The sequence below is a fragment of the Sphingomonas canadensis genome, from assembly GCF_026013525.1.
GTDB classification, from domain to species: domain Bacteria; phylum Pseudomonadota; class Alphaproteobacteria; order Sphingomonadales; family Sphingomonadaceae; genus Sphingomonas; species Sphingomonas canadensis.
Genome location: NZ_JAPDRA010000006.1, coordinates 181200 through 207714, shown reverse-complemented (window position 1 = coordinate 207714; position 26515 = coordinate 181200). Strand labels below are relative to the sequence as shown.

Here is a 26515-nt window from a genome sequence, read left to right as displayed (position 1 = left end):
GAAAGGGTCCGGCATGTCCAAAAGGTTCGGTTGAACCACGTACCTCCCAATTGTTGTACGGCCTGCCCGGTACGGACCGGAGGGCCCGCCGAGATTCCGGCCGGACGCTGGCCGGCGCCGGTGCGCGGCGAGGCGTGTTTCAATCATGGCGAAATCGTCCGGGCGAGAGCCGGTCCTGAAAGGAAATGCCACCTCAATATGCGTTCCGGTGGACCAGAACCCTGAACGTCATAAACAGGATCTTGACGTCCTTCCAGATCGACCAGTCGTTGAGATATTCCAGGTCCGCCTGCAGCCGGTCGGTCAGGTCGCTTTCCTGCTCGGTGGTGCCGCGGTAGCCGCGCACCTGGGCCAGCCCCGTCAGCCCCGGCTTGGCGGCATGGCGATGCCAATAGCGGTTGTCGATCTCCCAGAACAGCCGGCTGCCGGCGCGCGATCCCAGCGCGTGGGGACGCGGCCCGACGATGCTCATGTCGCCGAGCAGCACGTTGATGAGCTGGGGCAGCTCGTCGATGCTGGTCTTGCGTATGATCGCGCCACAGCGGGTGATCCGGTCATCGTCGCGTCCGGTGGAGGCGTGGCCGTGACCATCGCTTCTTTCCGCGCGCATACTGCGGAACTTCAGCATGCGGAACATGCGGTTGCCCTGACCGATGCGGGTCTGGACGAAGAAGACCGGTCCGGGGCTCTCGAGCTTGATCGCGATCGCCACGACCAGCATCAGCGGCGCGAAGACCACCAGCGCGCCTGCGGCGACCACGAAATCGAAGCAGCGCTTCACCAACTGGTCGAGCTTGTTCAGAGGGCCGTCGGCGACGATGACCGTGGGAAGGCGGCGCCAATTGCCCATCGCCAGCGGTGCGAGCGCCTCCAGTTCGGGTGCGTAGATCTCGCTCCGCACATTGGCGCCCTTCAGGATGCGCACCCAGTCCTGGCGGCGGGCGGCGGGGCAGGCGACGACTACCCGGTCTGCCGCTTCGAGGGCGCGGGCCAGCCAGTCGAACATCGCCGGGCTGTCGCTGTCGAGATCGAAGTCGGCACCGATGTGCAGGACGGTGGCGTGATCGCCCCGCGGGATTTCGGCATCCTGATCGATGATCAGCGCGACGCTGTACGATATCTCGCCGAGCACCCGTTCGGTAATGCGCAGGCAAAGCGCGCGGGCAGTCGCGATCAGCAGTGCGCTCACCCCGAAGCCGAGCATGAGCGTGACGCGCGAGAAACTGTCCGTCGCTTTCAGGCAAAAGGCGATCAGCAGGAACAGCCCGCCGGCGATCAGCAGCGCCCGTAGCGCGCGTGCCACCCCTGACCAGAAATCGCGAAGTACCTTCGCCGAATAGGCCCGCGTGTTCAGCGCCACGATGGCGTACAGCGGCATGATCGTGCTGGCGCTGAGCAGCCATTGGTCGGGCTGGATGCCGGGGGGATAGAGCTGACCGGCGAGGAAGAAGCCGTAGAGAATCGCCAGCGCTTCGGCGATGGCCAGGCCGCCGTACAGGCGAAGCCGGCTGCGCGACCGCGAGGATATGCGCCCCGGCCGGCGGGAAAGTTCGGCGACCTCCAGATCGCGCTTGGTCAATATCTCGACTCTCATTCTCTCACCGCTAACCCCACAGCAGTGTGCGGCTCTCGTTTACCCGGACCCGGCAGATCAGCCAAGAGTGTTTTGTGCAGCGCAATATGGCGGCTGCGGCGTCGGAACGGGCCGCAAGCGTAACCAATATGGAGGAAAAGCGCGGGCTCAGCAAGCGACAGGCCCGCTCCGCTTTGCCGGGCATGGCCGCCTTCTCGGCGTTGCCGCCGGGGCCGGGGGGCGTGTGGACGCGATTCCCGGGCGTGGATGCGGGGTTCGCGACACCGCGCTTCCGGCGCGCGGTAACGCTGCGGCGGAAGCCGCGGGCTCGCTCGCCGGCGATCCGGCCGGGATTAGCCAAGCGGCGATTCGGAACCGTGCCCCGCCACACCGCACCGTATCGTTTCAGGCGCCTCTATGGCCGTCGATACTGCACCAGAATGGGACGATCTGCCCGTCGCGCAAATCTTCGCGCGCGCGGCGACAAGGGTACAGCGCAAGGGCCTCATTGACGACCGGAATTCGGAGCAGGGGTTCAGCGGATCGCGCCGCATCTGCGCCGGTCCCCTCTAACGCTTCGCGTGATTCGATCATGTGGATGCGGCGGCCAGGGAACCGGATAGGCCCGGCTGCGTTATCACTCGCAATCAGCCGAATCACGGCGTTGGGGGGAGACATTTTTGTTGCGATGCACGGCGGAATGCGGGCGCTTAATTCGTTGATCCTCCGCAGGGTTTCCGGGTCGTTCGGCGGGCAGCTTGTCCAATTTTGGGGTGTCGCGGGGCGGGGTTATTTTGACGCCGCGGACAAATTTCCGAAACACTTGGGCAATAACGGCTCGTTCCGGATCTGGTGTTCGAATTCGCCGCGCCGGCTCCTGCGCCAGCAATGCCGGTTTCCGCAAATGGTTGTGTGCGCGACGTGGTTGACACGTTGTTAACCCCAGAGCGGATAGGTGATGCGGGGTTTGTTTCTCTTGCGTCACGGCTTGGCCGGTTTGGACCTGGACCCGCCGGGCATGGACTATCGGCACAGGTCCGTAACGGTGCTTGAATTGGCGGTGTCATTGTGGCATCGCAACACGTAATTGCCGCAGGATAGCGGCAGAGTATAGGGTGGGTCGCGGATCTAGGGATAAAAGGGGTCTGGCATTGCCTCGCGTTTGATGCCGATCCTTATCGATGCCGCTTCGGCGGACGTTCGAAAAGCCACTCCCGACGCACCCCGGACTGAGAAATTTGATTGTTCGAGTTGAATTCGTACTCGAATTGTGGCAATGCAGCATAAAGCCCTTCCCGGGCTTGGGACGGACAAAGGGAGATTGGCCGTGAGTTTCAAGAAAGTAGCATGTGGAATCGGTGCCGCCGCGTTGCTGGCGTCCTCCACGATCGCGGTTGCGGCCGCGCCGATCCGTCCCTTCTCGGTCAAGCTTGCCGGCGCCAAGTCGGTTGCGCTGACCGGCAGCAGCCTCAGCGGCCGTGTCGGCGCGCAGATCGATGACGCGAACAACCTGACCTACGCTGAGTGGATCGCCGCTCTGCTGGCGGCGCTCGCGGCCGGTTTCGGCTTCCAGGAACTGCTGGATAACCCGGTGCCCGCGCCGACGCCGACGCCGACGCCCACTCCGACGCCGACGCCCACTCCGACGCCGACGCCCACTCCGACGCCGACGCCCACTCCGACCAGCCCGAACTGATCGGATTTCAGAGACGGCCAAATATCAAGGGCGGTGGGTTTCCCCCACCGCCCTTTTTGTTTGCGCGCGACAGGCGGGAGGACCGCCTCGGGCTTGTCGGGCGATATGCGTCGCCATGCCGTGACGGCCTCCCGGGGCATGCTCGTGGCGACGAAGCGGGCTGGGCACCGACAAGGCTGTGACGGTTGGCGTGGTAGCGGCATCTTCGCGAACCGGCGGGATAGCGGGCGGGGCCGCGCCCGATCGCCGCGTTTCGGCGGTGCCATCGCCGGGATATCTCGGCTGCCGGGATCGCGGCTCCGCCCAGAGATCTCCGCTCCGCCCGGCATCGCGCCCACGCGCCCGGGGACTAGAAACGCTTAATTATGTTGCGATTGCAAATGCTGCGCTTGCGAAATGTTTCTGGGCGGCATCTAATGACGGCGAATCGAAGCGTCGGATGCCAGGAGGCTGAAAAACAGCCGGTCCGGTGCATTGGGTGAGGCCTGGTGGGGGTTGGGCCACTGCAAGGGCGCCCGTTTTGGGCGTCTGCGGGAGCAGGCGAGGGGTCGCGATGAGCTTTTGGGGAGCTTTGATGTGCAGGGTCGGACGCCATTCGCGTTCGAAGCGGCACGTCCATCACAACGGCATCGATTTCGTCTCGGTATGCCGATACTGCCGTAAGCCCATGGTCCGCGATGACGATGGCGTGTGGCGTGTCGGGGAAGCGCGCGGCGAGCGGACGCCATAGCCACCCATTGCCGGCGGCCTTCGCCGCCCCGGCCACAATCCTTCCGAAGCGGGTGCGATATCCGGCGTGGTCCCGGCGCTTCAGCGATAACGCCGGGCGCGCCAAGCAGCGATTCGATCCCGCCGTGGGCGCTTTGCCGGTCCGGAGGCGCCGCTTACGTGACTATCGCGCCATCGCGGCCTGGATCACGCGCTGTTCGCGTCCTTCCAGCGCCAGCGCGGTGAGGACGCCGGTGGCATAGGCGCCGGTATCGATGCCGATCCGGTTGCCCGCGAAATCGGGCTCGCGGCGCACGGTGTGGCCGTGCACCACCATCAGGCCGTGGCTGCCCTCATGCTCCAGGAATCCCTCGCGGATCCACAGCAGGTCGCCGCGCGACTGGCGTTCCAGGCTGCGCCCCGGCCGGATGCCGGCATGGACGAACAGATAGCCGCCCAGCACCAGCATCTCCTCGAAGCCTTCGATGAAGCGCAGATGTTCCTCCGGCACATAGCGCCGCAGCTCATAGGATAGCTGGGCGCCGTGCAGCTCGAACACGTCCTCGGGCACGCCATAGCTGGCCAGCGCCTCGTGCCCGCCGAAACGCAGCCAGCCGCTTTCGCGCGGGTCGGCGTCATGGGCCAGGCTGGTCAGCATGGCATCCTCATGGTTGCCCGCCAGGAAGTGGAAGGTGGCGAAGCCGGGGCGCTGGTTGAGCAGTAGCTCGACGACGCCGGCGGAATCGGGGCCGCGATCCACCAGGTCGCCCAGCATCACGACGCGCGTATCCGCGGCCGGGCGGGCGGCGTTGTCCGCCTCGATATGCGCCAGCAGGTCGCGCAGCAGCGCCAGCTCGCCATGGACGTCGCCGATCGCATAGACGCGCATCCCCTCCGGCAACACCGGTTCGGCAGGCGGCGGGGAAGGCTTGCGGCGGAAAAACATGCTGCAATGCAAGACACGCCCCGCCCGCCGCGTCAATGCCGCGCTGCGCCCGAAGGGCAGGGGAAACCGGCCAAACTGGTTTCTAGGTATGATTACTGAGGAAAAACCGGCTGTGGTTAGCAGAGTGTTTACCATGTGCGCCTAAACCGGACCGGCCGAACAGTTTAATTTGACGCGGTGGCTGGCTCCCGGGGTGGGGGAGACGGGAGCCCCCGAGTCCCGGACGGTTAGGGAGACTCTGTGATGACCACGATCAATACCAATGGCGCCGCGTTGCGCGCCGGAAATGCGATGAATTCCGCCAACAAGATGCTGGGCACGGCGATGGAGCGCCTGTCGACCGGCAAGCGCATCAACAGCGCCAAGGACGATGCCGCCGGTCTCGCCATCGCTTCGTCGATGTCGGCCGCGATCACCGGCATGAACCAGGCGATCCGCAACGCCAACGACGGCATCTCGATGGCGCAGACCGCGGAAGGCGGGCTGAGCGAGGTGACCAACATGCTCCAGCGCATCCGCGAGCTGGCGGTCCAGTCAGCCTCGGGCAGCTATTCGGACGACGATCGTTCGAACCTGCAGGCCGAGGTGACCGAGCTGACCTCGCAGATCTCGGACATCCTGGCGAACACCAAGTTCAACGGCGTGGGCCTGTTCGACGGATCGGCCGGCGATTCGGGCGACGTGACGATCCAGGTCGGCTCGACCGCGGACGAGACGGTGACGCTGTCGCTCGCCGAGGTCGATCTGGAAGACGCGATCGACATCGACATCTCCGACGCCGAGGACGCTTCCGACGCGCTCGAGACGCTCGACGACGCGCTCAAGACGATCGCCGAATCGCGCGCGACGCTGGGCGCGGCGCAGAGCCGTCTCGAATCCGCGATCAACAACCTGACCACCAACGTCTCGAACCTCACCGATGCGCGCAGCCGCATCGAGGACGCCGATTACTCGACCGAGACCGCGGCGCTGGCCAAGGCGCAGATCCTGAGCCAGGCCTCCACCGCGATGCTGGCCCAGGCCAACCAGAGCCAGCAGAACGTGCTCTCGCTGCTCAAGGGCTGATCGCCCGCCGGCGACACTATCGGGCTGAGCGCATTCCATCATGCGCGCAACCAGCGCCCTCCGGCCCCCAAGCAGGCCGGAGGGCGCCGTCGTTTCGGGCGATGGCCGGGGAGGCGCCGGTCTGGGCCGTGGGAGATACGGCCGCGAACCGGCGCCGGTGCCCCCGCGGCCGGGCCGCAGGGGCAAGCACGTGCCGGAAGCCGGGGAGCGGGCAGGGTGCCGCCCCGGCGCCGGGATCAGGCGCCGGAATCAGGCGAAGGCGTTGACCAGCGACTTCACTTCCATGAACTCGGCCAGGCCATATTTGCCGAACTCCCGGCCGTTGCCCGATTGCTTGTAGCCGCCGAAGGGCACGCTGGGATCGGGCGAGCCGCCGTTGACATAGACCTGCCCTGCCCGGATGCGCGGCGCCACGCGCCGGATCGCCTCGGGCGAGCCGAACACGGCGGAGGACAGGCCGTAATCGGTGTCGTTGGCGATGCGGATCGCGTCTTCCTCATCCTTGTAGGGGATGATGGTGACGACCGGGCCGAAGATCTCCTCGCGCGCGATCGCCATGTCGTTGGTCACGTCGGTGAACAGCGTCGGCTTGACGTAATAGCCCTTGTCCTTGCCCTCGGGACGGCCCGGGCCGCCCGCGATCACCCTGGCGCCCTCGGCCACGCCCCTGGCGATAAGGCCCTGGATCTTCTCCCACTGCGCCTTGTTGACCACCGGGCCGATGTGGCGGCCCTCGGTCATCGGGTCGCCGGTCTCGGTCGCCTGCATCATGCCGCCGGCGATGGCGTTCACCTCGTCCAGCTTGTCCTCGGGCACCAGCAGGCGGGCGGGCGCGATGCAGCTCTGGCCGGAATTCAGCAGCACGCCCATCAGCGCGCCCGGAACCGCCTTCGAAAGATCGGCGCCCTCCAGGATGATCGCGGGCGATTTGCCGCCCAGTTCCTGATGCACGCGCTTCACCGTGTCGGCGGCGTTCTTGGCGACCGCGATGCCGGCGCGGGTGGAGCCGGTGAAGCTGATCATGTCCACGCCCTTGTGCTGGGCCAGCGCGGTGCCGACGCCGGGGCCGTCGCCCTGGATCAGGTTGAACACGCCCGCGGGCACGCCCGCCTTGTCCATCACCTCGGCAAAGATCGCGGCGGAGCCCGGCGCTTCCTCGCTGGGCTTCAGGATCATCGTGTTGCCCGCCGCCAGCGCCGGGGCGACCTTTGCCAGGATCTGGTTCATCGGCCAGTTCCACGGCGTGATCAGCGCGACCACGCCGATCGGCTCATGGACGACCAGGCTGTTGTTGATCCGCTCCTCGAAGGTGAATTCCTTCAGCGCGTTGATCGCTGCCATCAGGTGGCCGATGCCGCTGCCCACCTGCGCGGTGGCCGCGATCGAGATCGGGCAGCCCATCTCCAGCGCGATCGCCTCGGCGATGTCGCCCGCGCGCGCCTTATATTCCGCGACGATCCGTTCCAGCAGCGCCAGCCGCTCCTCGCGGGTGGTGCGCGAGAAGCTGTCGAAGGCGCGGCGCGCGGCGGCCACCGCCTTGTCGACGTCCGCCGCGGTGCCCAGCGTGATCTCGCTCACGGGCGCCTCGGTGGCGGGGTTGATCACCTCGTGGCGGCGCCCGCCCTCGCTCTCGACCCACCGGCCGTCGATATACTGCTTCAGATAGCTGCGCATCCATGCCTCCAAGGGAACCCATTATCGTTGCCGGTTAGATGGCCGGAGCCCGGAAACCTTGCAAGGTTGGCACCAGCGATGGTGGCGGGACTACCCGGATAACTCTTGGCCGGACAATATTTTGGCCGGACAACATTTGGCCGGATAAGCACCGGACCGGCCCGATCGTCGCACATGGGCAACACCCGCGGGGAATGTTGCGCGTGCGAATAACTGTCGCTGCAACGCAATGCAGATGTCACGAAGCCGCGCCACGGGCAGGGCCAGGGAGGCACCTGGGCCTCCGCCAGTGGGGGTTTGAGTTGATGACTGTCCGTGTGTTGCTGCTCGCGCTTGCGAGCCCGTTCGCCCTTGCCGCCGGCGCCACCGCCGCCTGCGCGCAGGATGTCCCCGCCGAGGCCCCGGCCCAAGACGGCGAGATCACGGTCACCGCGCAGCTTATCGAGCAGTCGCCGATGGAGGTGCCGTTCGCGCTCACCGCCTATTCGGGCGAGTTTCTGGAGACGCTGGGCGTCACCGAATTCGACAAGCTCGGCCAGTTCGTCCCCGGCTTCGACGTGCAGAACCAGTCGCCCAACAACCCGGGCTTCGTGATGCGCGGTATCACCTCCGATTCGGGCACCGCCTATAACGAACCGCGCGTCTCCGTCTTCCAGGACGGCGTGTCGATCTCCAAGTCGCGCGGCTCCTATGTCGAGCTGTTCGACATGGACCGTATCGAGATCGCCAAGGGCCCGCAGTCGACGCTGTACGGCCGCGGCGCGCTGATCGGCGCGGTCAACCTGATCCAGGCGAAGGCCGATCCCTCCGCGCCGCTGTTCCAGGCGCGCGCGCAATATGGCGATTTCGACGGCTATCGCTTCGACGTCGCCGGCAACCTGCCGCTCGGCGACACGCTGGCGGTGCGCGCGGCCGGGCGGATCAAGCACCGCGACGGCTATGTCCAGAACCTGCTGGGCGGCGAGGATTTCAACGGCATCGACACCAAGGCGGTGCGCGGCAGCCTGCGCTGGGAGCCGGGCGCCTTCACCCTGGACCTGATCGGCAATTATCAGAAGGACGAGGCCACCGGCACCTCGTTCAAGTCCGCCAACTGGAACCCCACCGATCCGGTGACCGGCGCGGTGCTGGGCGATCGCGGGCGCAACAGCGGCGCGGCGCTGGCGCCGGGCGCTGGCTTCGAGGGCGGCAAGCCGCTGGGCCTCGATCGTGAGGTGTGGGGCGTCACCGGTATCGCCAACTATGAATTCTCCGACCGGCTCTCGCTCAACGCGATCGGATCGTACCGCGAATTCTCCGCGCTGGAGGTGTTCGACGCCGACGGCATCTCGCTGCCCGCGCTGACCGCGGCCGAGGACGCGCAGGGCGAGCAGACGATGGCGACGCTGCGCCTCACCTGGGCCGATGGGGATCGCCTTACCGCCTTCGCCGGCGCCACCTATTTCCGCGAGACCGGATCGACGCGCACGCCCGCGCAGTTCGACGAGCGCGTGGCGCTGGCGCGGCTGGTCGATTTCGGCGCGCCGGGCACGCTGGCGGGCGGCGGGCTGATCCCGGGCCGTCCGGCCTCCGATCCCGCCCCGATCTCGCTGTTCGGCAACACGGCCTTCACCGCCGCGCTGCTCCAGGGGCTGGCGGGCGCCTATGGCTATGCGCTGCCGGCTCCGCTGGCGAACGGCATCGCCGCCAACCTGAAATCGAACCATCTGGAGACCAGCACCAACTTCGCCGAGACGACGAGCTGGGACCTGTTCGCCGACGTCAGCTTCAAGCCCATCGACGCGCTGGAGATCGGCGCGGGCGTGCGCTGGAGCCATGACGACAAGAGCACGGGATACAGCTCGGCCGTGGTCAACGGGCGTTCGGTCCTGGGCGGCTTCGTCGGCGCGCTGGCGCAGGCCCCGGCGACGCGCGACGCGCTGCTGGGCGGCCTGGCCGTGCCGGGCGCGGCGACCATCCCGCCGTCCGCGCTCTATCCGGTGCCGCTGTTCGGCCTGGGCCTCCAGCCCACCGGCACCAACGGCCAGCGCTATGACCTGGACCATAACGACAGCGGGCTCACCTGGCGCCTGACCGCGCGTTACGAGCTGTCGCCGGATGCCAGCCTCTACGCCAACTATGCCCGTGGCCGCCGGCCCGAGGTTCTGAGCGTCCGTCCGCCCGCGGCGCCGGGCGGCGCGGCGCGTTTCGATCTGCTGCCGTCGGAGACGGTGGACAGCTTCGAAGCGGGTGCGAAGACCGCGCTGGCGGGCCGCACGCTGTTCCTGGACGGCGCGCTCTTCTACTATCGCTACCGCAACTTCCAGACGACCGAGCAGCAGGGCACGACCTTCATCACGGTCAACGCGGGCGAGGCGACCAGCTATGGCTTCGAAGGCCAGTTCACCTGGAAGCCGGCGGAGTGGATCGACCTGTTCGGCACCTATGCCTGGAACCACAGCCGCTTCACCACGGGCGCGCGCGACGGCAACCGCTTCCGCCTGTCGCCCGATCACAGCGCGTCGCTGGGCGCCACGCTGCGCGGCGACCTGGGCCCGGTGAAGGCGGATTTCACGCCGGTCCTGGGGTGGCAGTCGAAGACCTTCTTCGACGACGACAACGACCTGCCGGCGCTGCAGACGGGCAACCTGATCCCGGATGTGGTGCAGGACGAATGGCAGAAGGGCTATGCGACCGTCGACCTGCGGCTGGGCGTCAGCACCGCCGACGGCGTGTGGCGCGTCGAGGGCTTCGTCACCAATGTGTTCGACCAGCAATATATCAAGGACGCGGGCAACACGGGCGACAGCCTGGGCATGCCGACCTTCATCGCCGGCGAGCCGCGCATCTTCGGCATTGCCGCCAGCGTGAAGCTGGGCGGCCGCTGAGCCGCGCCGCGGGGCAGCCTGCGGGTAATGGAATACGAGGGGAGGGGCGTCCGGAGCGATCCGGGCGCCCCCTTCCTTTTGGGCGACCTGGCCGGGCGGGAAGGGACCTCCCCATCCTCCCCCGCCAGGGGGAGGTGGCTGGCGCTTCCCGCGCGGCGCCATGCCAAGAAACGAAAGGGGCGCCCGGACCTCCCCAGGTCCGGACGCCCCCTCTTGCCCCCGCCTGCGCGGTAATCAGGCGCTGTAGTACATGTCGTACTCGACCGGGCTGGGAGTCATCTCCCAACGCGCCACGTCGGCCCACTTCAGCTCGATGTAAGCTTCGATCTGGTCCTTGGTGAACACGTCGCCCTTCAGCAGGAAGTCCATGTCGGCCTCGAGGCTCTCGAGCGCCTCGCGGAGCGAACCGCACACGGTCGGCACCTCGGCCAGCTCGGCCGGGGGCAGATCGTACAGGTTCTTGTCCATCGGATCGCCCGGGTGGATGCGGTTCTGGATGCCGTCCAGGCCGGCCATCAGCAGCGCCGCATAGGCGAGATAGGGGTTCGCCAGCGCATCCGGGAAACGGAACTCGACGCGCTTCGCCTTGGCGCCCGCGCCATAGGGGATGCGGCACGAGGCCGAACGGTTGCGCGCCGAATAGGCCAGCAGCACCGGCGCCTCATAGCCCGGTACCAGGCGCTTGTAGCTGTTGGTGGTCGGGTTGGTGAAGGCGTTGAGCGCCTTGGCGTGCTTGATCACGCCGCCGATGAAATAGAGGCACATGTCGCTGAGGCCGGCATAGCCGTTGCCCGCGAACAGCGGCGTGCCCTGGTTCCAGATCGACATGTGGGTGTGCATGCCGCTGCCGTTATCTTCCTTGATCGGCTTGGGCATGAAGGTCGCGGTCTTGCCATAGGCCTGGGCGACCTGATGCACGACGTACTTGTAGATCTGCATGCGGTCCGCGGTGGTCACCAGCGTGCCGAAGGTCAGGCCCAGCTCGTGCTGCGCGGCGGCCACCTCATGGTGGTGCTTGTCGCACGGCAGGCCCATTTCCATCATCGTCGAGACCATCTCGCCGCGGATGTCGACCAGGCTGTCGACCGGGGCGACCGGGAAATAGCCGCCCTTGGCGCGCGGGCGGTGGCCCAGGTTGCCGCCCTCATAGGACTTGCCGGTGTTGGTCGGCAGCTCGATGTCGTCGATCGCGTAATAGCTGGTCGCGTAGCTCGTCTCGAACTTGACGTCGTCGAACACGAAGAACTCTGCTTCCGGGCCGACGTAGATGGTGTCGCCGATGCCGGTGGCCTTCACATAGGCCTCGGCGCGCTTGGCGCACGAACGCGGATCGCGGGCATAGAGCTCGCCGGTCGAAGGCTCGACGATGTCGCAGAACAGGATCAGCATCGGCGTGGCCGAGAACGGATCGACATAGACCGCGTCGAGGTCCGGCTTCAGGATCATGTCGGACTCGTTGATCGCCTTCCAGCCCTCGATCGACGAACCGTCGAACATCAGGCCGTCGGTGAGCTCATCCTCGCCCATGACCCCGGAGACCATGGTGAGGTGCTGCCACTTGCCCTTCGGATCGGTGAAGCGGAGATCAACCCATTCGATCTCCTGGTCCTTGATCATCTTGAGGATATCGCTGGCCGAGTTCGCCATGAAACGCCCTTTCCTTTAGTTTCCCCCGCCCGACGACTCGGGCAACAAAATTATGCTCGCGCGTGCAGCATCCACAGAATGCTGCGCCGCGTCAAACCACGGTTCAGACCGCGGCTTCGTTCCGCTCCCCGGTGCGGATGCGCAGCGCGGTCTCCACGGGGATGACGAAGATCTTGCCGTCGCCGATCCGGCCGGTCTGCGCGGCGGCGGCCACCGCCTCTACCACGCGCTCGGCGACCGCGTCCTCGACGACGACCTCGAGCTTAACCTTCGGCAGGAAATCAACGACATACTCGGCGCCGCGATAGAGCTCGGTATGCCCCTTCTGGCGGCCGAAACCCTTGGCTTCGGTAACGGTGATGCCGGAAACGCCCACCTCGTGCAGCGCCTCCTTCACCTCATCAAGCTTGAACGGCTTGATGATGGCCTCGATCTTCTTCACGGCTGATCCAATCCTTCGTCTTGATGATCCCAATGCCGCGCGTCTGGCAACATCCGTGCCAGAGCGGGACTCGGCGGCCTCTCTCGGGTCGCACGCCCGGCGCGGGTTAACAAGTGCCTAGTAATTGGGCAGACGCGCTGGCGATGCCCGCTCCGGGGGCAGGGCGGAAACCCGCCGGAAACCTCGATGCCTGCGAAATCATGCAGGGAACCGGGCCGCGCCGCGGGCGTTAGCGTTGCGGACACGTGATGATCTTTTCCGGAAAACTGCCGCCCATGAACCTGCCCGCCGAAATCAGAAGGCTGGAGGATGCCGGAGCCGACGGCGCGCCGCCGCGCGAGCTGGTGGTCGCGCGCGGCACGCTGGTGATCATGGCGCACGGGCTGCTGTCGCTGCCGCCCTGCCAGCGCGGCGGGCTGTGGATCGAAAGCGCGGCGGGCCGGATCAGCGCGGACGAGGCGGAGGCGATGCTGCGCTATTGGCGCGAGGGCGCCCCGCCGCCCGGTCAGGCGGCGTAGGGCGGCCGGTCAAGCCCCTTGGGGCTGGTCGTGAATATCTCGCAGCCGTCCTCGGTGATTCCGATCGAATGTTCGAACTGCGCCGACAGCGAACGATCGCGCGTCACCGCGGTCCAGCCATCGTCCAGCAGCTTCACGTCGGGGCGGCCGATGTTGATCATCGGCTCGATCGTGAAGAACATGCCGGGTTTCAGCATCGGGCCGGTTTTGGGGCGGCCGACATGCACCACCTCCGGCGCGTCGTGGAATACCTGGCCCAGCCCATGGCCGCAGAAATCACGCACCACGCCGAAGCGGTGCTTCTCCGCATGGGTCTGGATCGCGTGGCTGATATCGCCCAGATAGTTGCCGGGCCTGGCCTGGGCGATCCCCAGCATCAGCGATTCATAGGTGACGTCCACCAGCCGCTTGGCCTTCAGCGCCACATCGCCGACCAGATACATGCGGCTTGTGTCGCCGTGCCAGCCGTCGACCATCGGCGTCACGTCGATGTTGACGATGTCGCCGTCCTTCAGCGTCCGTTCCGATGGGATGCCGTGGCACACGACATGGTTGATCGAGATGCAGCACGAATGGGTATAGCCGCGATAGCCCAGCGTGGCGGGTACGCCGCCGCCCGCCAGCGTCATCTCGCGCACGATATCGTCCAGCTCGGCGGTGGTGACGCCGGACACGACATGCGGCACCAGCGCGTCCAGTATCTCCGCCGCCAGCCGGCCGGCGCGGCGCATGCCGGCGAACCCGTCCGGCCCATGCAGCTTGATCGCGCCGGTGCGGGCGAGGGGAGTGTCGGCGGTTACGGCAACATATTCGGTCATGGCCGCGATATAGGCCAAGCCGGGCCGCTTTGCGAGGGCGGAAGGCTGGGCTATGCGGGCGGCATGTCAGAACGTGTGTGGACTGCGGCGCTGGTGATCATCGGCGACGAGATACTTTCGGGCCGGACGGCGGACCGCAACATCGGCCAGGTCGCCGTGTGGCTCAACGCCCAGGGTATCCGGCTGGCCGAGGTGCGCGTGGTCGCCGATCGCGAGGAGGCGATCGTGGAGGCGGTGAACGCGCTGCGCGCGCGCAACGATTATTGCTTCACCACCGGCGGCATCGGCCCGACGCACGACGACATCACGGTGGACGCGATCGCCGCGGCGCTGGGCGTGCCCGTGGTGATCCACCCCCAGGCGCGCGCCACGCTGGAGGCCTATTACGGCAAGCGCGGGCAGGAGGTGACCGATGCGCGGCTGCGCATGGCGCGCGTGCCCGAGGGCGCCGAGCTGATCCCGAACCGCATGTCCGGGGCGCCGGGCATCCGCATCGGCAACCTCTTCATCCTGGCCGGCGTGCCGCATATCGCCGCGGGCATGCTCGACGCGCTCACCGGAACGCTGGAGGGCGGGTTGCCGCTGCTGTCGCGTACGATCGGCTGCTGGGTGGCCGAGAGCGAGGTCGCGGACCTGCTGCGCGAGGCGGAACGTTCGCACGAGGGCGTGGCGATCGGCAGCTATCCGCTGTTCCGCGAGGGCCGCACCGGCGCCAATTTCGTGATCCGCGCGACATCGCAGGCGGTGGTCGACGCCTGCGGCGATGCGGTCGCGGCCGGGCTGGCCTCGGCAGGCTTCGAAGCGGTCGAGGGCGGGATCTGAATGGCGCAGGGAGCCGATCAGTTCCGGTCGCTGCTGCAGGATGCCCGCGCGCGCATCGCGGCCGGGGATACCGCGGGCGCGCATCCGCCGCTCCGCCGGGCCGAAGCGCTGGCACCGTCGCCTGCGGCCTGGCGCGCGATCGGCGATGCCTGGCATGCGGCGGGCGATCCCGATGCGGGCGGGCGGGCGCATCTCAGCGCGGTGAGGGAATCGGTGCGCGATCCCCAGTTGATCGAGGCTGCCGACGCGCTGCGCCGCGACGCGCTTTCCGCGGCCGAGCCGTTGCTGCGCGAGCGGTTGAAGGCGCATCCCACCGATGTCGCCGCGATCCGCATGCTGGCCGAGCTGGCGACGCGGCTGGGCCGCTATGGCGATGCGGAGAACCTGCTCGTCCGCGCGCTGGAGCTTGCGCCGGGGTTCACGCCGGCGCGCCACAATCTGGCGGTGGTGCTTCACCGTCAGGCGCGGTCGGAGGAGGCGCTGGCGCATGTCGCCCTGCTGTTGGAGGAGGACCCCGCCAATCCGGCCTACCGCAACCTGAAGGCGGCGCTGCTCGTCCGCATCGGCGACTATGACGGCGCGATCGCGCTCTATCGTGCGGTGCTGTCGGAACTGCCCAACCAGCCCAAAGTGTGGATGAGCCTGGGCCATGCGCTCAAGACCGTGGGCAAGGTGCCGGAGAGCATCGAGGCCTATCGCACCAGCATCGCCCAGCTTCCTTCGCTCGGCGAGAGCTTCTGGAGCCTGGCCAACCTCAAGACCTTTCGCTTCGCGGATGCCGACATCGCAGCGATGGAGGCGCAACTCGCCCGCGCGGACCTGACGCCCGATGATCGCTTCCACTTCGAATTCGCGCTGGGCAAGGCGCTGGAGGACGCGGGCCGCTACGAAAGCTCCTTCGCCCATTATGCCGAGGGCAACCGGCTGCGCCGCGCCCAGCTCAGTTACGACCCGGCGGAGCTGAGCGACCAGCTCGCCCGCGCCCGCACGCTGTTCACGCCGGAGTTCTTCGCGGCGCGGACGGGGGGCGGCAACCCGGCGCCCGATCCGATCTTCATCGTCGGGCTCCAGCGTTCAGGTTCCACGCTGGTCGAACAGATACTGTCCAGCCATCCGCTGGTGGAAGGGACGATGGAGCTGCCCGACCTCCCCGCGATCGCGCGCAAGCTGGGCGGGCGAAAGCGGCGCGGCGAGGAGACGCGCTATCCCGAGGTGCTGGCCGGGCTGGACGCGGCGGAACTGCGCGCGCTGGGCCAGGAATATCTCGACCTCACCCGTATCCAGCGCAAGACCGATCGCCCCTATTTCATCGACAAGCTGCCCAACAATTTCGCGCATGCCGGGCTGATCCACCTGATCCTGCCTAACGCGCGCATCGTGGACGTCCGGCGGCATCCGATGGGATGTTGCTTCTCCTGCTTCAAACAGCATTTCGCGCGCGGTCAGGCGTTCAGCTACGACCTGGTCGAGCTGGGCCGCTATTATTGCGACTATGTGGGCATGATGGATGTGATCGATGCCGCGCTGCCCGGCCGTGTCCACCGCGTCCGCTATGAGGCGCTGGTCGCCGATCTGGAGGGCGAGGTGCGGCGGCTGCTCGATTATCTCGGGCTGGCGTTCGACCCCGCCTGCCTGGCCTTCCACCGTACCGAGCGCGCGGTGCGCACCCCCAGCGCGGAGCAGGTGCGCCAGCCGATCTACACCGACGCCACGGATCAATGGCGCAACTACGCGCCCTGGCTCGGCCCGCTGGAAGCCGTCCTGGCCCCGGTGCTCGCCACCCTCCCTGATGCGCCTTAGCAACAGCCGTTGCACGATCGTACAGTAGCATTGTGCAGCGCACAGGAAACCGCTTGACACCGCTATGGCCGCGTAACAGCCTCGTCACATAGCCAGGGAGGCCGGCCATGAACGCAGGGGGTTTTTCGAAGTCGCTTTGGATCGCGGGGCTGCTGACGTCGACTGCGATGTCCGCCGCGCCGGCCTGGGCGCAGGACAACAGCGGCTATAACGACGAGATCGTCGTCACCGCGCAGAAGCGCGAGGAGAACCTTCAGGACGTTCCGCTCTCGATCACCGCGATCGGCGCCGAGAAGCTCGACCAGCTAGAGGTCTCGGATTTCGACGACTATGCCCGCTACCTGCCCTCGCTGTCGTATCAGACGGCGGGTCCGGGCGCCTCGGTGGTCTATTTCCGCGGCATCGCCTCGGGCGAGACGATCAACCACTCGGGCCAGTTGCCCAGCGTCGGCACCTATCTGGACGAGGCGCCGATCACCACGATCCAGGGCGCGCTCGATCTCCATGTCTATGACGTGGCGCGGATCGAGGCGCTGGCGGGTCCGCAGGGCACGCTGTACGGCGCCAGCTCGCAGGCCGGCACCGTGCGCATCATCACCAACAAGCCCGATACCAGCGGCTTCTATGGCGAGGTGAAGGGCGAGGTGAACTGGGTCGCCCATGGCGAGATGGGCTATGTCGGCGAGGGCTTCGTGAACCTGCCGATCAGCTCCAGCGCCGCGTTGCGCGTTGTCGGCTGGTACGACAAGAAGGGCGGCTATATCGACAATATCCCGGGCACGCGCGTGTTCCCCACGCTTTCGCCCGGCGGCGACATCCCTGGCACCAACACGGTGACCAACGCGGCGCTGGTTGAGGATGATTATAACGACGTCACCGTCTACGGCGGCCGCGCGGCGCTGAAGCTCGACCTGGACGATAATTGGACGATCACCCCGCAGGTGATGGGCCAGATCCAGAAGACCCAGGGCTATTTCGGCTATGAGCTGGGTCTCGGCGCTTACAAGGTCCAGCAGTACAATCCCGAATATTCGAAGGACAAATGGTATCAGGCCGCGCTGACGATCGAGGGCAAGATCGGAAGCTTCGACGTAACCTATGCCGGAACCTACCTCGATCGTCTGGTGACGAGCGCCAACGATTATTCGGATTACGCCTATTATTATGACGCGCTGTTCGGGTACGGCGCCTATTATGTCGATAACAACGGCGATCCGCTCTCGAACCAGACTTTCTACGGCCGCGACGCCTTCACCAAGCAGAGCCACGAGCTGCGCTTCAACTGGGAAAGCGGGCCGGCGCGCCTGATCTTCGGCGGCTTCTACCAGCGCCAGACGCACAACATCCAGCAGGTCTATGTCATTCCCGGCTTTGCCGATGCCTATGAGGTGCCGGGCTGGAACGACACGATCTGGCTCACCAAGCAATATCGCGTCGACCGCGACTATGCGGTGTTCGGCGACCTCACCGTCGATATCTCGCCGAAGGTGAGCGCGACGCTGGGCACGCGCATCTTCAAATACGACAACACGCTGGTCGGCTTCTTCGGCTACGGCGCCGGCTTCTCCAGCGGCACGGGCGAGGCGGCCTGCTTCGCCGCGGCGGTGGTGGCGGGCAGCCCCTGCACCAACCTCGACAAGCAGTCGAAGGACTGGGGCTTCATCCACAAGGTGAACCTCACCTGGCGCCCGGTGGACGATGTGATGTTCTACGCCACCATGTCGCGCGGCTTCCGCCCCGGCGGCATCAACCGGCGCGGCACGCTCGAGCCGTTCGGTCCGGACTATGTCGACAATTACGAAGCGGGCTGGAAGACCAGCTTCGGCCCGGTCCGCTTCAACGGCGCGATCTACCAGCTCGACTGGACCGACATGCAGTTCTCCTATCTCGGCGCCAACGGCCTGACCGAGATCCAGAACGCCGGCAATGCGCGCGTGCGCGGTATCGAGGCGGAGCTTGCCGGGCGCTGGGGCGGCCTCACCGCCTCGGTCTCGGGCTCGTATAACGATGCCAAGCTTGCGTCGCCCTATTGCCGGATATCGGGCACGGCGGATTGCTCGATTCCGGCCGGTAACGTCGAGCTCGCGCCGAAGGGCGCGCGGCTGCCGATCACGCCCGAGTTCAAGGGCAATGCCCAGCTTCGCTATGAATTCCCGATCGCCGGCGGCGACGGCAAGGCCTATTTCCAGGCCGCCGCGGTCTACCAGACCTCGGTGCTGTTCGATCTGCGTACCGCGGCGCGTGCCGCCTTCGGCAAGCAGGATGGCTATGGCACCGTCGATTTCTCGACCGGTGGCGAACTGGCGGGCTTCTCGCTCGATCTGTACGTGCGCAACGCCTTCGACGTGGTCGGCGGCACCTTCCGCACCGCCCAGTGCGGCGTCGGCACCTGCGGCGGCACGCTGTACAGCTATCCCGTCCAGCCGCGGACGATCGGCGTGAAGATCGGGCGCAAGTTCTGACGGGCTTTACCTCGCGTCCGCGCAGGTCCAGTCTCTGCGCGGACGAGGGGTGGGGAGCCGGAATTTGAGCGACAAGCGCGAGCTCGGCTTCTGGACCTGCCTTGCGCTCGTCGTCGGCAACCTGATCGGATCGGGGGTCTATCTTCTCCCCGCCAACCTGGCGCCGCTGGGTCCCAATGCGCTGCTGGGCTGGATCGTCACCATCGCGGGCGCGATGTGCCTGGCCTTCGTCTTCGCCCGGCTGAGCGCCCGGCTGCCGCTCGCCGGCGGGCCCTATGCCTTCGTCAACGCCGCCTTCGGGCCGGTGGCGGGTTTCGCGGTGGCGTGGAGCTATTGGGTGATGCTCTGGTCGGGCAACGCCGCGGTGGCGGTGGCGGCGGTAAGCGCGCTCAGCCTGGCCTTTCCCGCGCTTCAGGCGCCGCTGCCCGCCGCTGCCACCGCGCTGGCGATCAGTTGGTCGCTGATCCTGGTCAACATCCGCGGCGTGGGGCTGGCGGGCATGGTGCAGCTCGTCACCTCGGTGTTGAAGCTGATCCCGCTGGCGGGGGTTGTGCTGCTCGGCGCGTGGATATTGCTGCGCGACGGCACGGCGGCGGTGCAGCCGATGGCCGCGGTTCCGGTCAGCGCGGGCGGGATCGCGGCGGCGGCGGCGCTGGTCTTCTGGGGCTTCCTGGGGCTGGAGAGCGCCACCGTTCCCGCCGACAAGGTGGAGGACGCCGGGCATGTCGTGCCGCGCACCACGCTGCTCGGCACGATGGCGACGGGGGTGATCTATCTGGCGATCGCGGCGGCGGTGGGGCTGCTGATGCCGTGGCAGGTCACCGGCGCGTCGCCCGCGCCGCTGGCCGAGTTCCTGGGCCGCGAGCTGGGATCGGGCACGGCGCAAGTGATCGCGCTGTTCGCCGCCATCAGCGCGATCGGCACGCTCAACGGCTTCACGCTGGTGACGGGCGAGATGCCCTGGGCGATGGCCAAGGGCGGCGTCTTCCCCGCCTGGTTCGCCGGGGAGACCGCGCAGGGCACGCCCGCGCGCGCGCACCTGCTTTCCGGGGCGCTGGCGACGTGCGTGCTGCTGCTAAACTATACCGGCGGATCGGCGACGCAGCTCTTCGCCGATGTCGCGACGATCAGCCTGGCGGCGGGCATGGTGGCCTATTTCGCCAGCGCGCTCGCCGCGATCCGCCTGCTGCCGGGGGACCGGACGCTGACATTGCTCTCGCTGGTGTCGGTCGTGTTCGTGCTGTGGATGATCTGGGGGCTGGGGACGCGGGCGTGCCTGTGGGGCATCGGCCTGATCGCGCTGGGTTTGCCGGTGTATTTCTGGGTCCGCCACGGCACATCGACAGCGGACCCGGCATAGCGGGTTTCAGCAGGATGTGTTTAGCCTGAGCCGCTCGCCCTGATCTGCCCCGGTTTCGTTTATGTTTCACGCAAAGGCGCGAAGGCGCTAAGATTCCATGCGAATTGGGTTCGCGCCGAAGGAGCCCCTCCAACCGCCCGCGCACGGTGGCGCTGGAATGGAGCGCCGCTATCGCGGCAAATCCCCCTTCGCGTCTTCGTGCCTTCGCGTGATTCAAATAGGGATGGCCCAACGCTCCCGCCCAAGCGCCGCCGTCTCGTCGCTACAGAAGAGTCCCGGTATTCAGGCGAAGAACGCGACTCGGATTTGCGGTGCGACAGCCTAGCCGAACAGCTTGCCCATCAGCGTCTTGTCGCGCAGGATTTCGTGCGCGGCGTTGTGGCCCGGGGCGCCGGTCACGCCGCCGCCGGGATGCGTGCCCGATCCGCACATGTAGAGCCCCTTCACCGGCCCGCGATAGTCGCCGTGGCCCAGGATCGGGCGCGAGGCCCAGAGCTGGTCCAGCGTCATATGGCCGTGCATGATGTCGCCGCCGATCAGCCCGAACTTGCGCTCCAGGTCCAGCGGCGAATGGATCTGCACGCCCAGGATCGACTTGCGGAAGTTGGGCGCGTGCTTCGTCACCGTATCGATGATCACGTCCGCGGCCTTTTCGCGCTCGTCGTCCCAGCTCCGGCCGTCCGGCAGCACCGGTGCGAACTGCTGGCAGAACAGCGAAGCGATGTGCATTCCCGGCGGCGCCAGCGTGTCGTCCACGCTGGTCGGCAGCTTCATCTCGACGATCGGCTCGTCGGACCAGCCCTTGGCCTTCGCGTCGACGAACGCCTTGTCCATGTAATCGAGCGTGGGGGAGATGATGATGCCGGCGGTGTGATGCTCGGCCTTCTCCTTGCCGGGCAGCACGCTGAAATCGGGCAGCTCCGAAAGCGCCACGTTCATACGGAAGGTGCCCGATCCCGCCTTGTACCCGTCCATGCGCCGGGCGAAGGCCTCGCCCTGGTCGGCGCGGTCGACGAGCTGGCGGTAGAGCAGCGCGGGGCCGACATTGGCGGCCACCACCTTGGCCGCGATCTCCTCGCCGCTTTCCAGCTTCACGCCGGCCACCTTGCCGCCGTCCACCAGCACCCTGGCGACGGGCGATTCCAGACTGATCTCCACGCCCATGTCGCGGCACGCCTCGGCCATATATTGCGTGATCGCGCCCATGCCGCCGACCGAATGGCCCCACATGCCCTTCTTGCCGTTGATCTCGCCGAAGACGTGGTGGAGCAGGACATAGGCCGATCCGGGCGTGTCCGGGCTGGCATAATTGCCCACCACCGCATCGAAACCGAACGCCGCCTGGATGTACGGATCCTCGTACCAATGCTCCAGGAAGCTGCGCGCGGATTTGACGAACAGGTCCATCACGTCGCGCTGCGCCTCGATATCCATCGACGCCAGCCGCCGCCCCTGCGCCGCCGCCGCGACCAGCGAGCGCAGCCCGCCGCCGACGTTGGGCGGGGTCTTCAGCGCCATGTCGCGCAGCACCTCGGCCACGCGCTCCAGCGCCTCTTCATATTTGGGGAAGGTTTCGGCGTCCTTCCGGTTGAAGCGCGCGAACTCCGCCTGGGTGCGCGCGGTGCCGCCGCCGAGCTTGAGGTAACCGCCCTCGTGCGGGAAGAAGTTGCTGATCGTCCGCTCGATGATCTTCCAGCCGCGCTCGTGCAGGCGCATGTCCTTGATCACCTGGGGGCGCAGCAGGCTGACGGTGTAGCTGGCGGTCGAGTTGCGGAAGCCGGGGTGGAACTCCTCGGTCACCGCCGCGCCGCCGACGATCGCGCGCCGCTCCAGCACGCGCACCTTCATCCCCGCGCGGGCGAGGTAGAAGGCGCAGACCAGGCCGTTGTGCCCGCCGCCGATGATCACTGCGTCATAGTTCTGGGTCATTCTGTTCCGCCTTCTGGCCCTCTCCCGCCTGGGGGAGAGGGTTGGGTGAGGGTGTGCCGGGGAAGGTGTCTGCCGTGGTCCGGGCCTGCCAGGCCATCGCACCTAGCCCTCACCCCGGCCCTCTCCCGCGAGCGGGAGAGGGGGAAGTTCATATCGCCGCGCGCGGCCGGCGCGACCAGCCGGGGGCGGGCGCGCGGTGCAGCCGGGCTTCGGGGATCAGCCCGCGGATCTTCCGCGCGAAGCTGCGCAGGCACACCTCGCTGTCGCCGATCGGGCCGACGGTATAGCTCTTCGAAGCCATGCCCTGCTGCACATTGGTGATCAGCCAGGTGTCCTCGGCGTTCACCACGCGGTTGATCCGCCAGTTGGCGTAGCGGACCAGCTTCATCGTCCGCCGCTCGTCTTCCGCAAGCCCGTCGTCAGGCAGCGCGAACGCCATCTCGCGCAGCACGCAGGTGGTGGGGCTGATCGGCAGCCACTGCATGAAATCGATCTGGTCGGCGTAGATGTCGAACGCCTGGTTGGGCCACAGCTTGTAATAGAGCCACAGCCGCTGGTGGCTGTCGGGCAGGTGCTCCACGCGCGGCAGATGCTTCTGGTACACCGCTTCCCAGAAGTTGGAGCGCGGATTGTCGTCCAGATAGCCGGACATCCGGTCCACCCAGTCCTGCGCCTCGATGCCATAGCTCCTGCCGAACAGGCGGGTGAGCCCGGCATGCGCGACAGGGATGTGCAGCCCGTCCGAATAATTGTCGCCCACATTCTTCCAGTTCACCTGGCGATCACGCAGGCGGACCGGGCTGATCGTGCGCATATCCTCGAAGCGATAGGGCGCGACTTCGGCCTCATAGGGCGCCATCATTTCTGCAACGGAGGGGCCGCCGCGATCCTCCAGCCGCACGAACACGAAGCCGCGCCACAGCGCCACGTCCACCGCGGCCAGCCCGTTCTCCTTCATGTCGAGCGTCGAGTAATCGGCGCGCATCGGTACGCCGGTCAGCCGCCCGTCGGTTTCATAGGCCCAGGCGTGATAGGGGCAGACCAGTTTCTTCGCGCAGCCCGTGGGGCCGTCCACCAGCCGCATCGCGCGATGGCGGCACACATTGGTGAAGCCGCGGATCGCGCCGTCGTTGCCGCGGATCGCGATCACGCTCTCGCCCAGATAATCGAGCGTGTGATAGTCGCCGGGATTGGGCAGGTCGCTCTCGTGGCACATGATCTGCCACGAAGGGCGGATCACGCGATCCATCTCGACCTCGAAATACTCCGGGTCGGTGTAGAGCCAGCCGGGAAGGCTGAGGTTGTCGTCCGGATCGGTGCCGGCCGCGTCCGCGAAACGATGCGCCATCGAATGCCCCTGGTGTTGTTATACGATCGTATAACAGAGCGCGGCTGCCCGCGCAATCGGGGTTATACTGCTTTCCCCCGCCCGGCGGTTTGTTACAAGCCGGGGGATGACCCGTCCCGCCTATCGCCGCGCCGAACCCGATGCGCGCCGCCAGAGCCTGATCGAGGCGGCGGCGCGCGTGCTGGCCGATCGCGGCGCGGCGGGCGCTTCGGTGCGCACCATCTGCGCGGAGGCGGGGGTCTCGCCCGGGCTGCTGCGCCATTATTTCGACGGCATCGACGCGCTGATCGCGGAGACCTATGCCTGGGCGGGCGAGCGCGTCAGCCGCGCGCTGGAAGAGGCGGTGGCCGATGCCGGGCCGGAGCCGCGTGCGCGCCTGACCGCCTATGTCACCGGCAGCTTCCGCGCGCCGATCGCCGATCCCGATCTGCTGGCGACCTGGATCGCCTTCTGGAGCCTGGCGCGATCGAATCCGGCGATGGAGGCGATGCACCGCCAGGTCTATGCCGATTATCTGGGGCCGCTGGAGGCGCTGCTGACCGAATGCGGCGTGCCCGCGGGCGCCGCGCGGATGCAGGCGGTGGCGGTCACCGCGCTGGTGGACGGCATGTGGCTGGAGCTGTGCCTGGCCCCCGGCGTCTTCTCACCCGAGGAAGCGAGCGCCACCGCGCGCGACTGGATCGCCCGCCTGCTGGGGTGAGCTTGCTGCGGCTGCGCCAAAGCTGTACCATAATGGCAATCTGTATAGATCGGAAAATCTGTCATGAACGCCCAACGCGGCAAGCTCGTTTCCGGAGGCAGGCTCCAGGTTCCGGCGGAATTCCGGCGCGCGCTGGGGATCGACGACGGCGATACGGTGATCATGGAGGTGAAGGACGGCGAACTCCATGTCCGGCCATACCGCGAGGTGCTGCGCCGCGTGCAGGACCGGCTGCGCCGCTATGTGCCCGAGGGCGTGTCGCTTTCCGACGAGCTGATCGCCGAGCGGCGGGCGGAAGCCGAGCGTGAGTGACGCCTATGTCCTGGATGCATCGGCGGTGCTGGCGGTCCTTTTCGGGGAGCCGGGCGCGGAGAATATCTACCCGCTGCTTCGCCTCTCGCTGATCAGCGCGGTCAATCTCTCCGAAACCGTGGCCAAGGCGCAGGAGCGCGGCGTTCCCGATTCCGAAATGGAATTAAGCCTGAAGGAATTTCCGCTCGCGGTGGTTCCGTTCGATGCGGAGCAGGCGGTGGCTGCGGGGCGGCTGCGGGCGGCCACGCGATCGCTTGGCCTGTCCTTTGGCGACCGCGCCTGCCTCGCGCTGGCGATGGCGAAGGGCGCGGTCGCGGTCACGATGGACCGGAGCTGGGCGGCGCTCGACCTGCCCGTCGCCGTGCAGGTCGCGCGCGCCTGATTACTTGGCCAGATCGGCCAGCAGCGACTTGTAATAGGTGATCGACGGCCCAAGCTCGCTCAGCGGCGTGCGCTCGTTCAGGCCGTGGGCGAAGCCGTCCGACGACTTCATGAAGATCGGGCTGATGCCATAGCTGGGCACCCCCGCCGCGCGGAACCACATCGAATCGGTCGCGCCCGCGGACATCACCGGCACCACCGGCACCTTGGGGAAGCGCGCGCGCACCGCCTTGGTCACCGCCTTCATCAGATCGGGGCGCAGCGGCGATGCGTCGCTCGCCCGCGATCCGCTGTCCAACTCGACGATCGTCATCGAAGGATCGCCCACCACCTCGGCCAGCGTCTTCTGCACATCGGCCACCTTCACGCCCGGGAAGATGCGGCAGTTGATGTTGGCCACGGCCTTTTGCGGCAGCGCGTTGCGGGCGTGGCCGGCGGTGATCATCGTCGCCACGCAGGTGGTGCCTGTCTGGCCCACATAGCTGGGATCGTCGCGCAGCGTCTTCAGCGCTTCCTTGTCGTCGGGATTGGCGACGAAGCGGCGCATCGCATCGGCGAGGGGGGCAGGCGCGTTCTCCGCCGCGGCGAGCAGCGACGCGCGGGTGATCTCGTCGATCTGCGCCGGAAATTCATAGGCGCCGATGCGCGAGAGCGCGCGCGACAGCGAATAGATCGCGTTCGTGCGGCGCGGCGCGCTGGAATGGCCGCCGGGGTTGGTGAAGGTCAGCTCGAAATCGGCATAGGTCTTCTCGGCGCCCTGCACGCCGAACACGATCGGCTTGCCGGCCTCGTCATATTCGCCGCCGCCGCCATCGATGTTGAGCAACAGCTCCGCGTCGTGGAACTTGTCGGCCAGCGCGGCGGTGGTCTTCATGCTGGTCTCCTCGTCGCCGGAGAGCAGCAGCAGGATGTCGCGGCCGGGCTTGAACCCCTCGCGCTTGAGCTGGAGCAGCGTCGCGACCATCGTCGACAGGTCATACTTCATGTCGCTGGCGCCGCGGCCCCAGATATAGCCGTTTTCCACCACCGCGGTGAACGGATCGCGCTCCCAGTCGCTCGGCTTGGCTTCCACCACGTCCATGTGGCCGGAGATCAGCAGCGGCTTGGCGCCGTTCTTGGCCTTGCCCGTGCCGCGATAGCGCGCCGCCAGCCAGGCGGTGTCGCCCAGCCGCTCCACCGTCACGTCCTCGTCGGCGAAGCCTCCCGCGACCAGCACCGACTTCAGATAGGTCGCATATTCGAAAGTCTGGTTGCCCTCGCCGGCCACGGTGCGGAAGGCGATGCCGCGCTTCAGCAGGTCCAGCGCCTGCGCCTCCGCCTGGGTGGCCGCGGGGGACTGGGCCTGCGCCCATGCCGCCCCGGGGGACGTGGCAACCGCCATCGCGAGAAACGCCGCATACATCCGCCGAGCCATGGCTTGTCTCCTTGTTGAACGAGCGTAAAACTA

At 67.1% G+C, this 26515-nt stretch carries 21 protein-coding genes; 12 read left to right on the top strand and 9 right to left on the bottom strand.

What is annotated here, in order from left to right; all coding sequences use genetic code 11:
- Positions 1 to 193: 193 nt before the first annotated feature.
- Positions 194 to 1579, bottom strand: coding sequence for an exopolysaccharide biosynthesis polyprenyl glycosylphosphotransferase (locus OM513_RS13725; protein ID WP_264945014.1), 1386 nt, complete (start codon positions 1577 to 1579; stop codon positions 194 to 196).
- Between the two features lie 411 nt (positions 1580 to 1990).
- On the opposite strand from OM513_RS13725, the gene OM513_RS13720 reads away from it, so the two are divergent.
- Complete coding sequence (locus OM513_RS13720; protein WP_264945013.1) at positions 1991 to 2146, top strand: hypothetical protein; 156 nt, start codon at positions 1991 to 1993, stop codon at positions 2144 to 2146.
- 754 nt (positions 2147 to 2900) lie between these two features.
- The gene (locus tag OM513_RS13715) at positions 2901 to 3269 is read left to right on the top strand and encodes a hypothetical protein (protein WP_264945012.1); all 369 of its coding nucleotides are present in this window, start codon (positions 2901 to 2903) and stop codon (positions 3267 to 3269) included.
- A gap of 892 nt (positions 3270 to 4161) precedes the next feature.
- Here the strand turns inward: OM513_RS13715 and OM513_RS13710 are convergent.
- The gene (locus OM513_RS13710; RefSeq protein WP_264945011.1) at positions 4162 to 4923 is read right to left on the bottom strand and encodes a metallophosphoesterase family protein; all 762 of its coding nucleotides are present in this window, start codon (positions 4921 to 4923) and stop codon (positions 4162 to 4164) included.
- A 243-nt stretch (positions 4924 to 5166) separates the two neighbouring features.
- Between OM513_RS13710 and OM513_RS13705 the strand changes: the two genes are divergently transcribed.
- The gene (locus tag OM513_RS13705) at positions 5167 to 5988 is read left to right on the top strand and encodes a flagellin N-terminal helical domain-containing protein (RefSeq protein ID WP_319951618.1); all 822 of its coding nucleotides are present in this window, start codon (positions 5167 to 5169) and stop codon (positions 5986 to 5988) included.
- 249 nt (positions 5989 to 6237) lie between these two features.
- Here OM513_RS13705 and OM513_RS13700 read toward each other — a convergent pair whose 3' ends face one another.
- Positions 6238 to 7662, bottom strand: coding sequence for an aldehyde dehydrogenase family protein (locus OM513_RS13700; RefSeq protein WP_264945009.1), 1425 nt, complete (start codon positions 7660 to 7662; stop codon positions 6238 to 6240).
- Between the two features lie 305 nt (positions 7663 to 7967).
- On the opposite strand from OM513_RS13700, the gene OM513_RS13695 reads away from it, so the two are divergent.
- The gene (locus tag OM513_RS13695; RefSeq protein WP_264945008.1) at positions 7968 to 10529 is read left to right on the top strand and encodes a TonB-dependent receptor; all 2562 of its coding nucleotides are present in this window, start codon (positions 7968 to 7970) and stop codon (positions 10527 to 10529) included.
- A gap of 234 nt (positions 10530 to 10763) precedes the next feature.
- On the opposite strand, the gene glnA is transcribed toward OM513_RS13695, so the two are convergent.
- Both glnA and OM513_RS13685 read right to left on the bottom strand, forming a co-directional pair.
- Positions 10764 to 12176: a type I glutamate--ammonia ligase gene (glnA, locus tag OM513_RS13690; protein WP_264945006.1), complete on the bottom strand. Its 1413-nt coding sequence runs from the start codon at positions 12174 to 12176 to the stop codon at positions 10764 to 10766.
- A 103-nt stretch (positions 12177 to 12279) separates the two neighbouring features.
- On the bottom strand, positions 12280 to 12618 hold the full coding sequence (locus tag OM513_RS13685) for a P-II family nitrogen regulator (protein ID WP_264945004.1): 339 nt from the start codon (positions 12616 to 12618) through the stop codon (positions 12280 to 12282).
- A gap of 275 nt (positions 12619 to 12893) precedes the next feature.
- Between OM513_RS13685 and OM513_RS13680 the strand changes: the two genes are divergently transcribed.
- Entirely contained in the window at positions 12894 to 13136 is a 243-nt protein-coding gene (locus OM513_RS13680) for a hypothetical protein (RefSeq protein ID WP_264945002.1), read from the top strand.
- On the opposite strand, the gene map is transcribed toward OM513_RS13680, so the two are convergent.
- Complete coding sequence (gene map, locus OM513_RS13675; RefSeq protein WP_264945000.1) at positions 13124 to 13954, bottom strand: type I methionyl aminopeptidase; 831 nt, start codon at positions 13952 to 13954, stop codon at positions 13124 to 13126. The two genes, OM513_RS13680 and map, sit on opposite strands and share 13 nt — an antisense overlap.
- 63 nt (positions 13955 to 14017) lie before the next feature.
- Here map and OM513_RS13670 point away from each other — a divergent pair, with 63 nt between their 5' ends.
- The 4 genes from OM513_RS13670 (at position 14018) to OM513_RS13655 (ending at position 20398) form a co-directional block, all read left to right on the top strand.
- Complete coding sequence (locus OM513_RS13670; RefSeq protein WP_264944999.1) at positions 14018 to 14776, top strand: competence/damage-inducible protein A; 759 nt, start codon at positions 14018 to 14020, stop codon at positions 14774 to 14776.
- On the top strand, positions 14777 to 16576 hold the full coding sequence (locus OM513_RS13665; RefSeq protein WP_264944998.1) for a tetratricopeptide repeat-containing sulfotransferase family protein: 1800 nt from the start codon (positions 14777 to 14779) through the stop codon (positions 16574 to 16576).
- 107 nt (positions 16577 to 16683) lie between these two features.
- Entirely contained in the window at positions 16684 to 19038 is a 2355-nt protein-coding gene (locus tag OM513_RS13660) for a TonB-dependent receptor (protein ID WP_264944997.1), read from the top strand.
- 64 nt (positions 19039 to 19102) lie between these two features.
- On the top strand, positions 19103 to 20398 hold the full coding sequence (locus OM513_RS13655; RefSeq protein ID WP_264944995.1) for an amino acid permease: 1296 nt from the start codon (positions 19103 to 19105) through the stop codon (positions 20396 to 20398).
- A 321-nt stretch (positions 20399 to 20719) separates the two neighbouring features.
- Here OM513_RS13655 and OM513_RS13650 read toward each other — a convergent pair whose 3' ends face one another.
- Both OM513_RS13650 and OM513_RS13645 read right to left on the bottom strand, forming a co-directional pair.
- Positions 20720 to 22327 carry a phytoene desaturase family protein gene (locus OM513_RS13650; protein WP_264944993.1) on the bottom strand — a complete coding sequence of 536 codons (1608 nt, stop codon included), beginning with the start codon at positions 22325 to 22327 and terminating at the stop codon, positions 20720 to 20722.
- A gap of 148 nt (positions 22328 to 22475) precedes the next feature.
- On the bottom strand, positions 22476 to 23675 hold the full coding sequence (locus OM513_RS13645) for an aromatic ring-hydroxylating oxygenase subunit alpha (RefSeq protein WP_264944991.1): 1200 nt from the start codon (positions 23673 to 23675) through the stop codon (positions 22476 to 22478).
- Positions 23676 to 23781: 106 nt separating this feature from the next.
- Here OM513_RS13645 and OM513_RS13640 point away from each other — a divergent pair, with 106 nt between their 5' ends.
- The 3 genes from OM513_RS13640 (at position 23782) to OM513_RS13630 (ending at position 25069) form a co-directional block, all read left to right on the top strand.
- A complete protein-coding gene (locus tag OM513_RS13640; protein ID WP_264944990.1) occupies positions 23782 to 24375 on the top strand; it encodes a TetR/AcrR family transcriptional regulator in 594 nt (197 codons plus the stop codon).
- A 63-nt stretch (positions 24376 to 24438) separates the two neighbouring features.
- Entirely contained in the window at positions 24439 to 24687 is a 249-nt protein-coding gene (locus OM513_RS13635) for an AbrB/MazE/SpoVT family DNA-binding domain-containing protein (protein WP_264944989.1), read from the top strand.
- A complete protein-coding gene (locus OM513_RS13630; RefSeq protein ID WP_264944988.1) occupies positions 24680 to 25069 on the top strand; it encodes a type II toxin-antitoxin system VapC family toxin in 390 nt (129 codons plus the stop codon). Before OM513_RS13635 ends, OM513_RS13630 begins: the two co-directional genes overlap by 8 nt.
- Here the strand turns inward: OM513_RS13630 and OM513_RS13625 are convergent, their stop codons facing one another.
- Positions 25070 to 26482, bottom strand: coding sequence for a M20/M25/M40 family metallo-hydrolase (locus OM513_RS13625; RefSeq protein WP_264944987.1), 1413 nt, complete (start codon positions 26480 to 26482; stop codon positions 25070 to 25072).
- Positions 26483 to 26515: the final 33 nt, after the last annotated feature.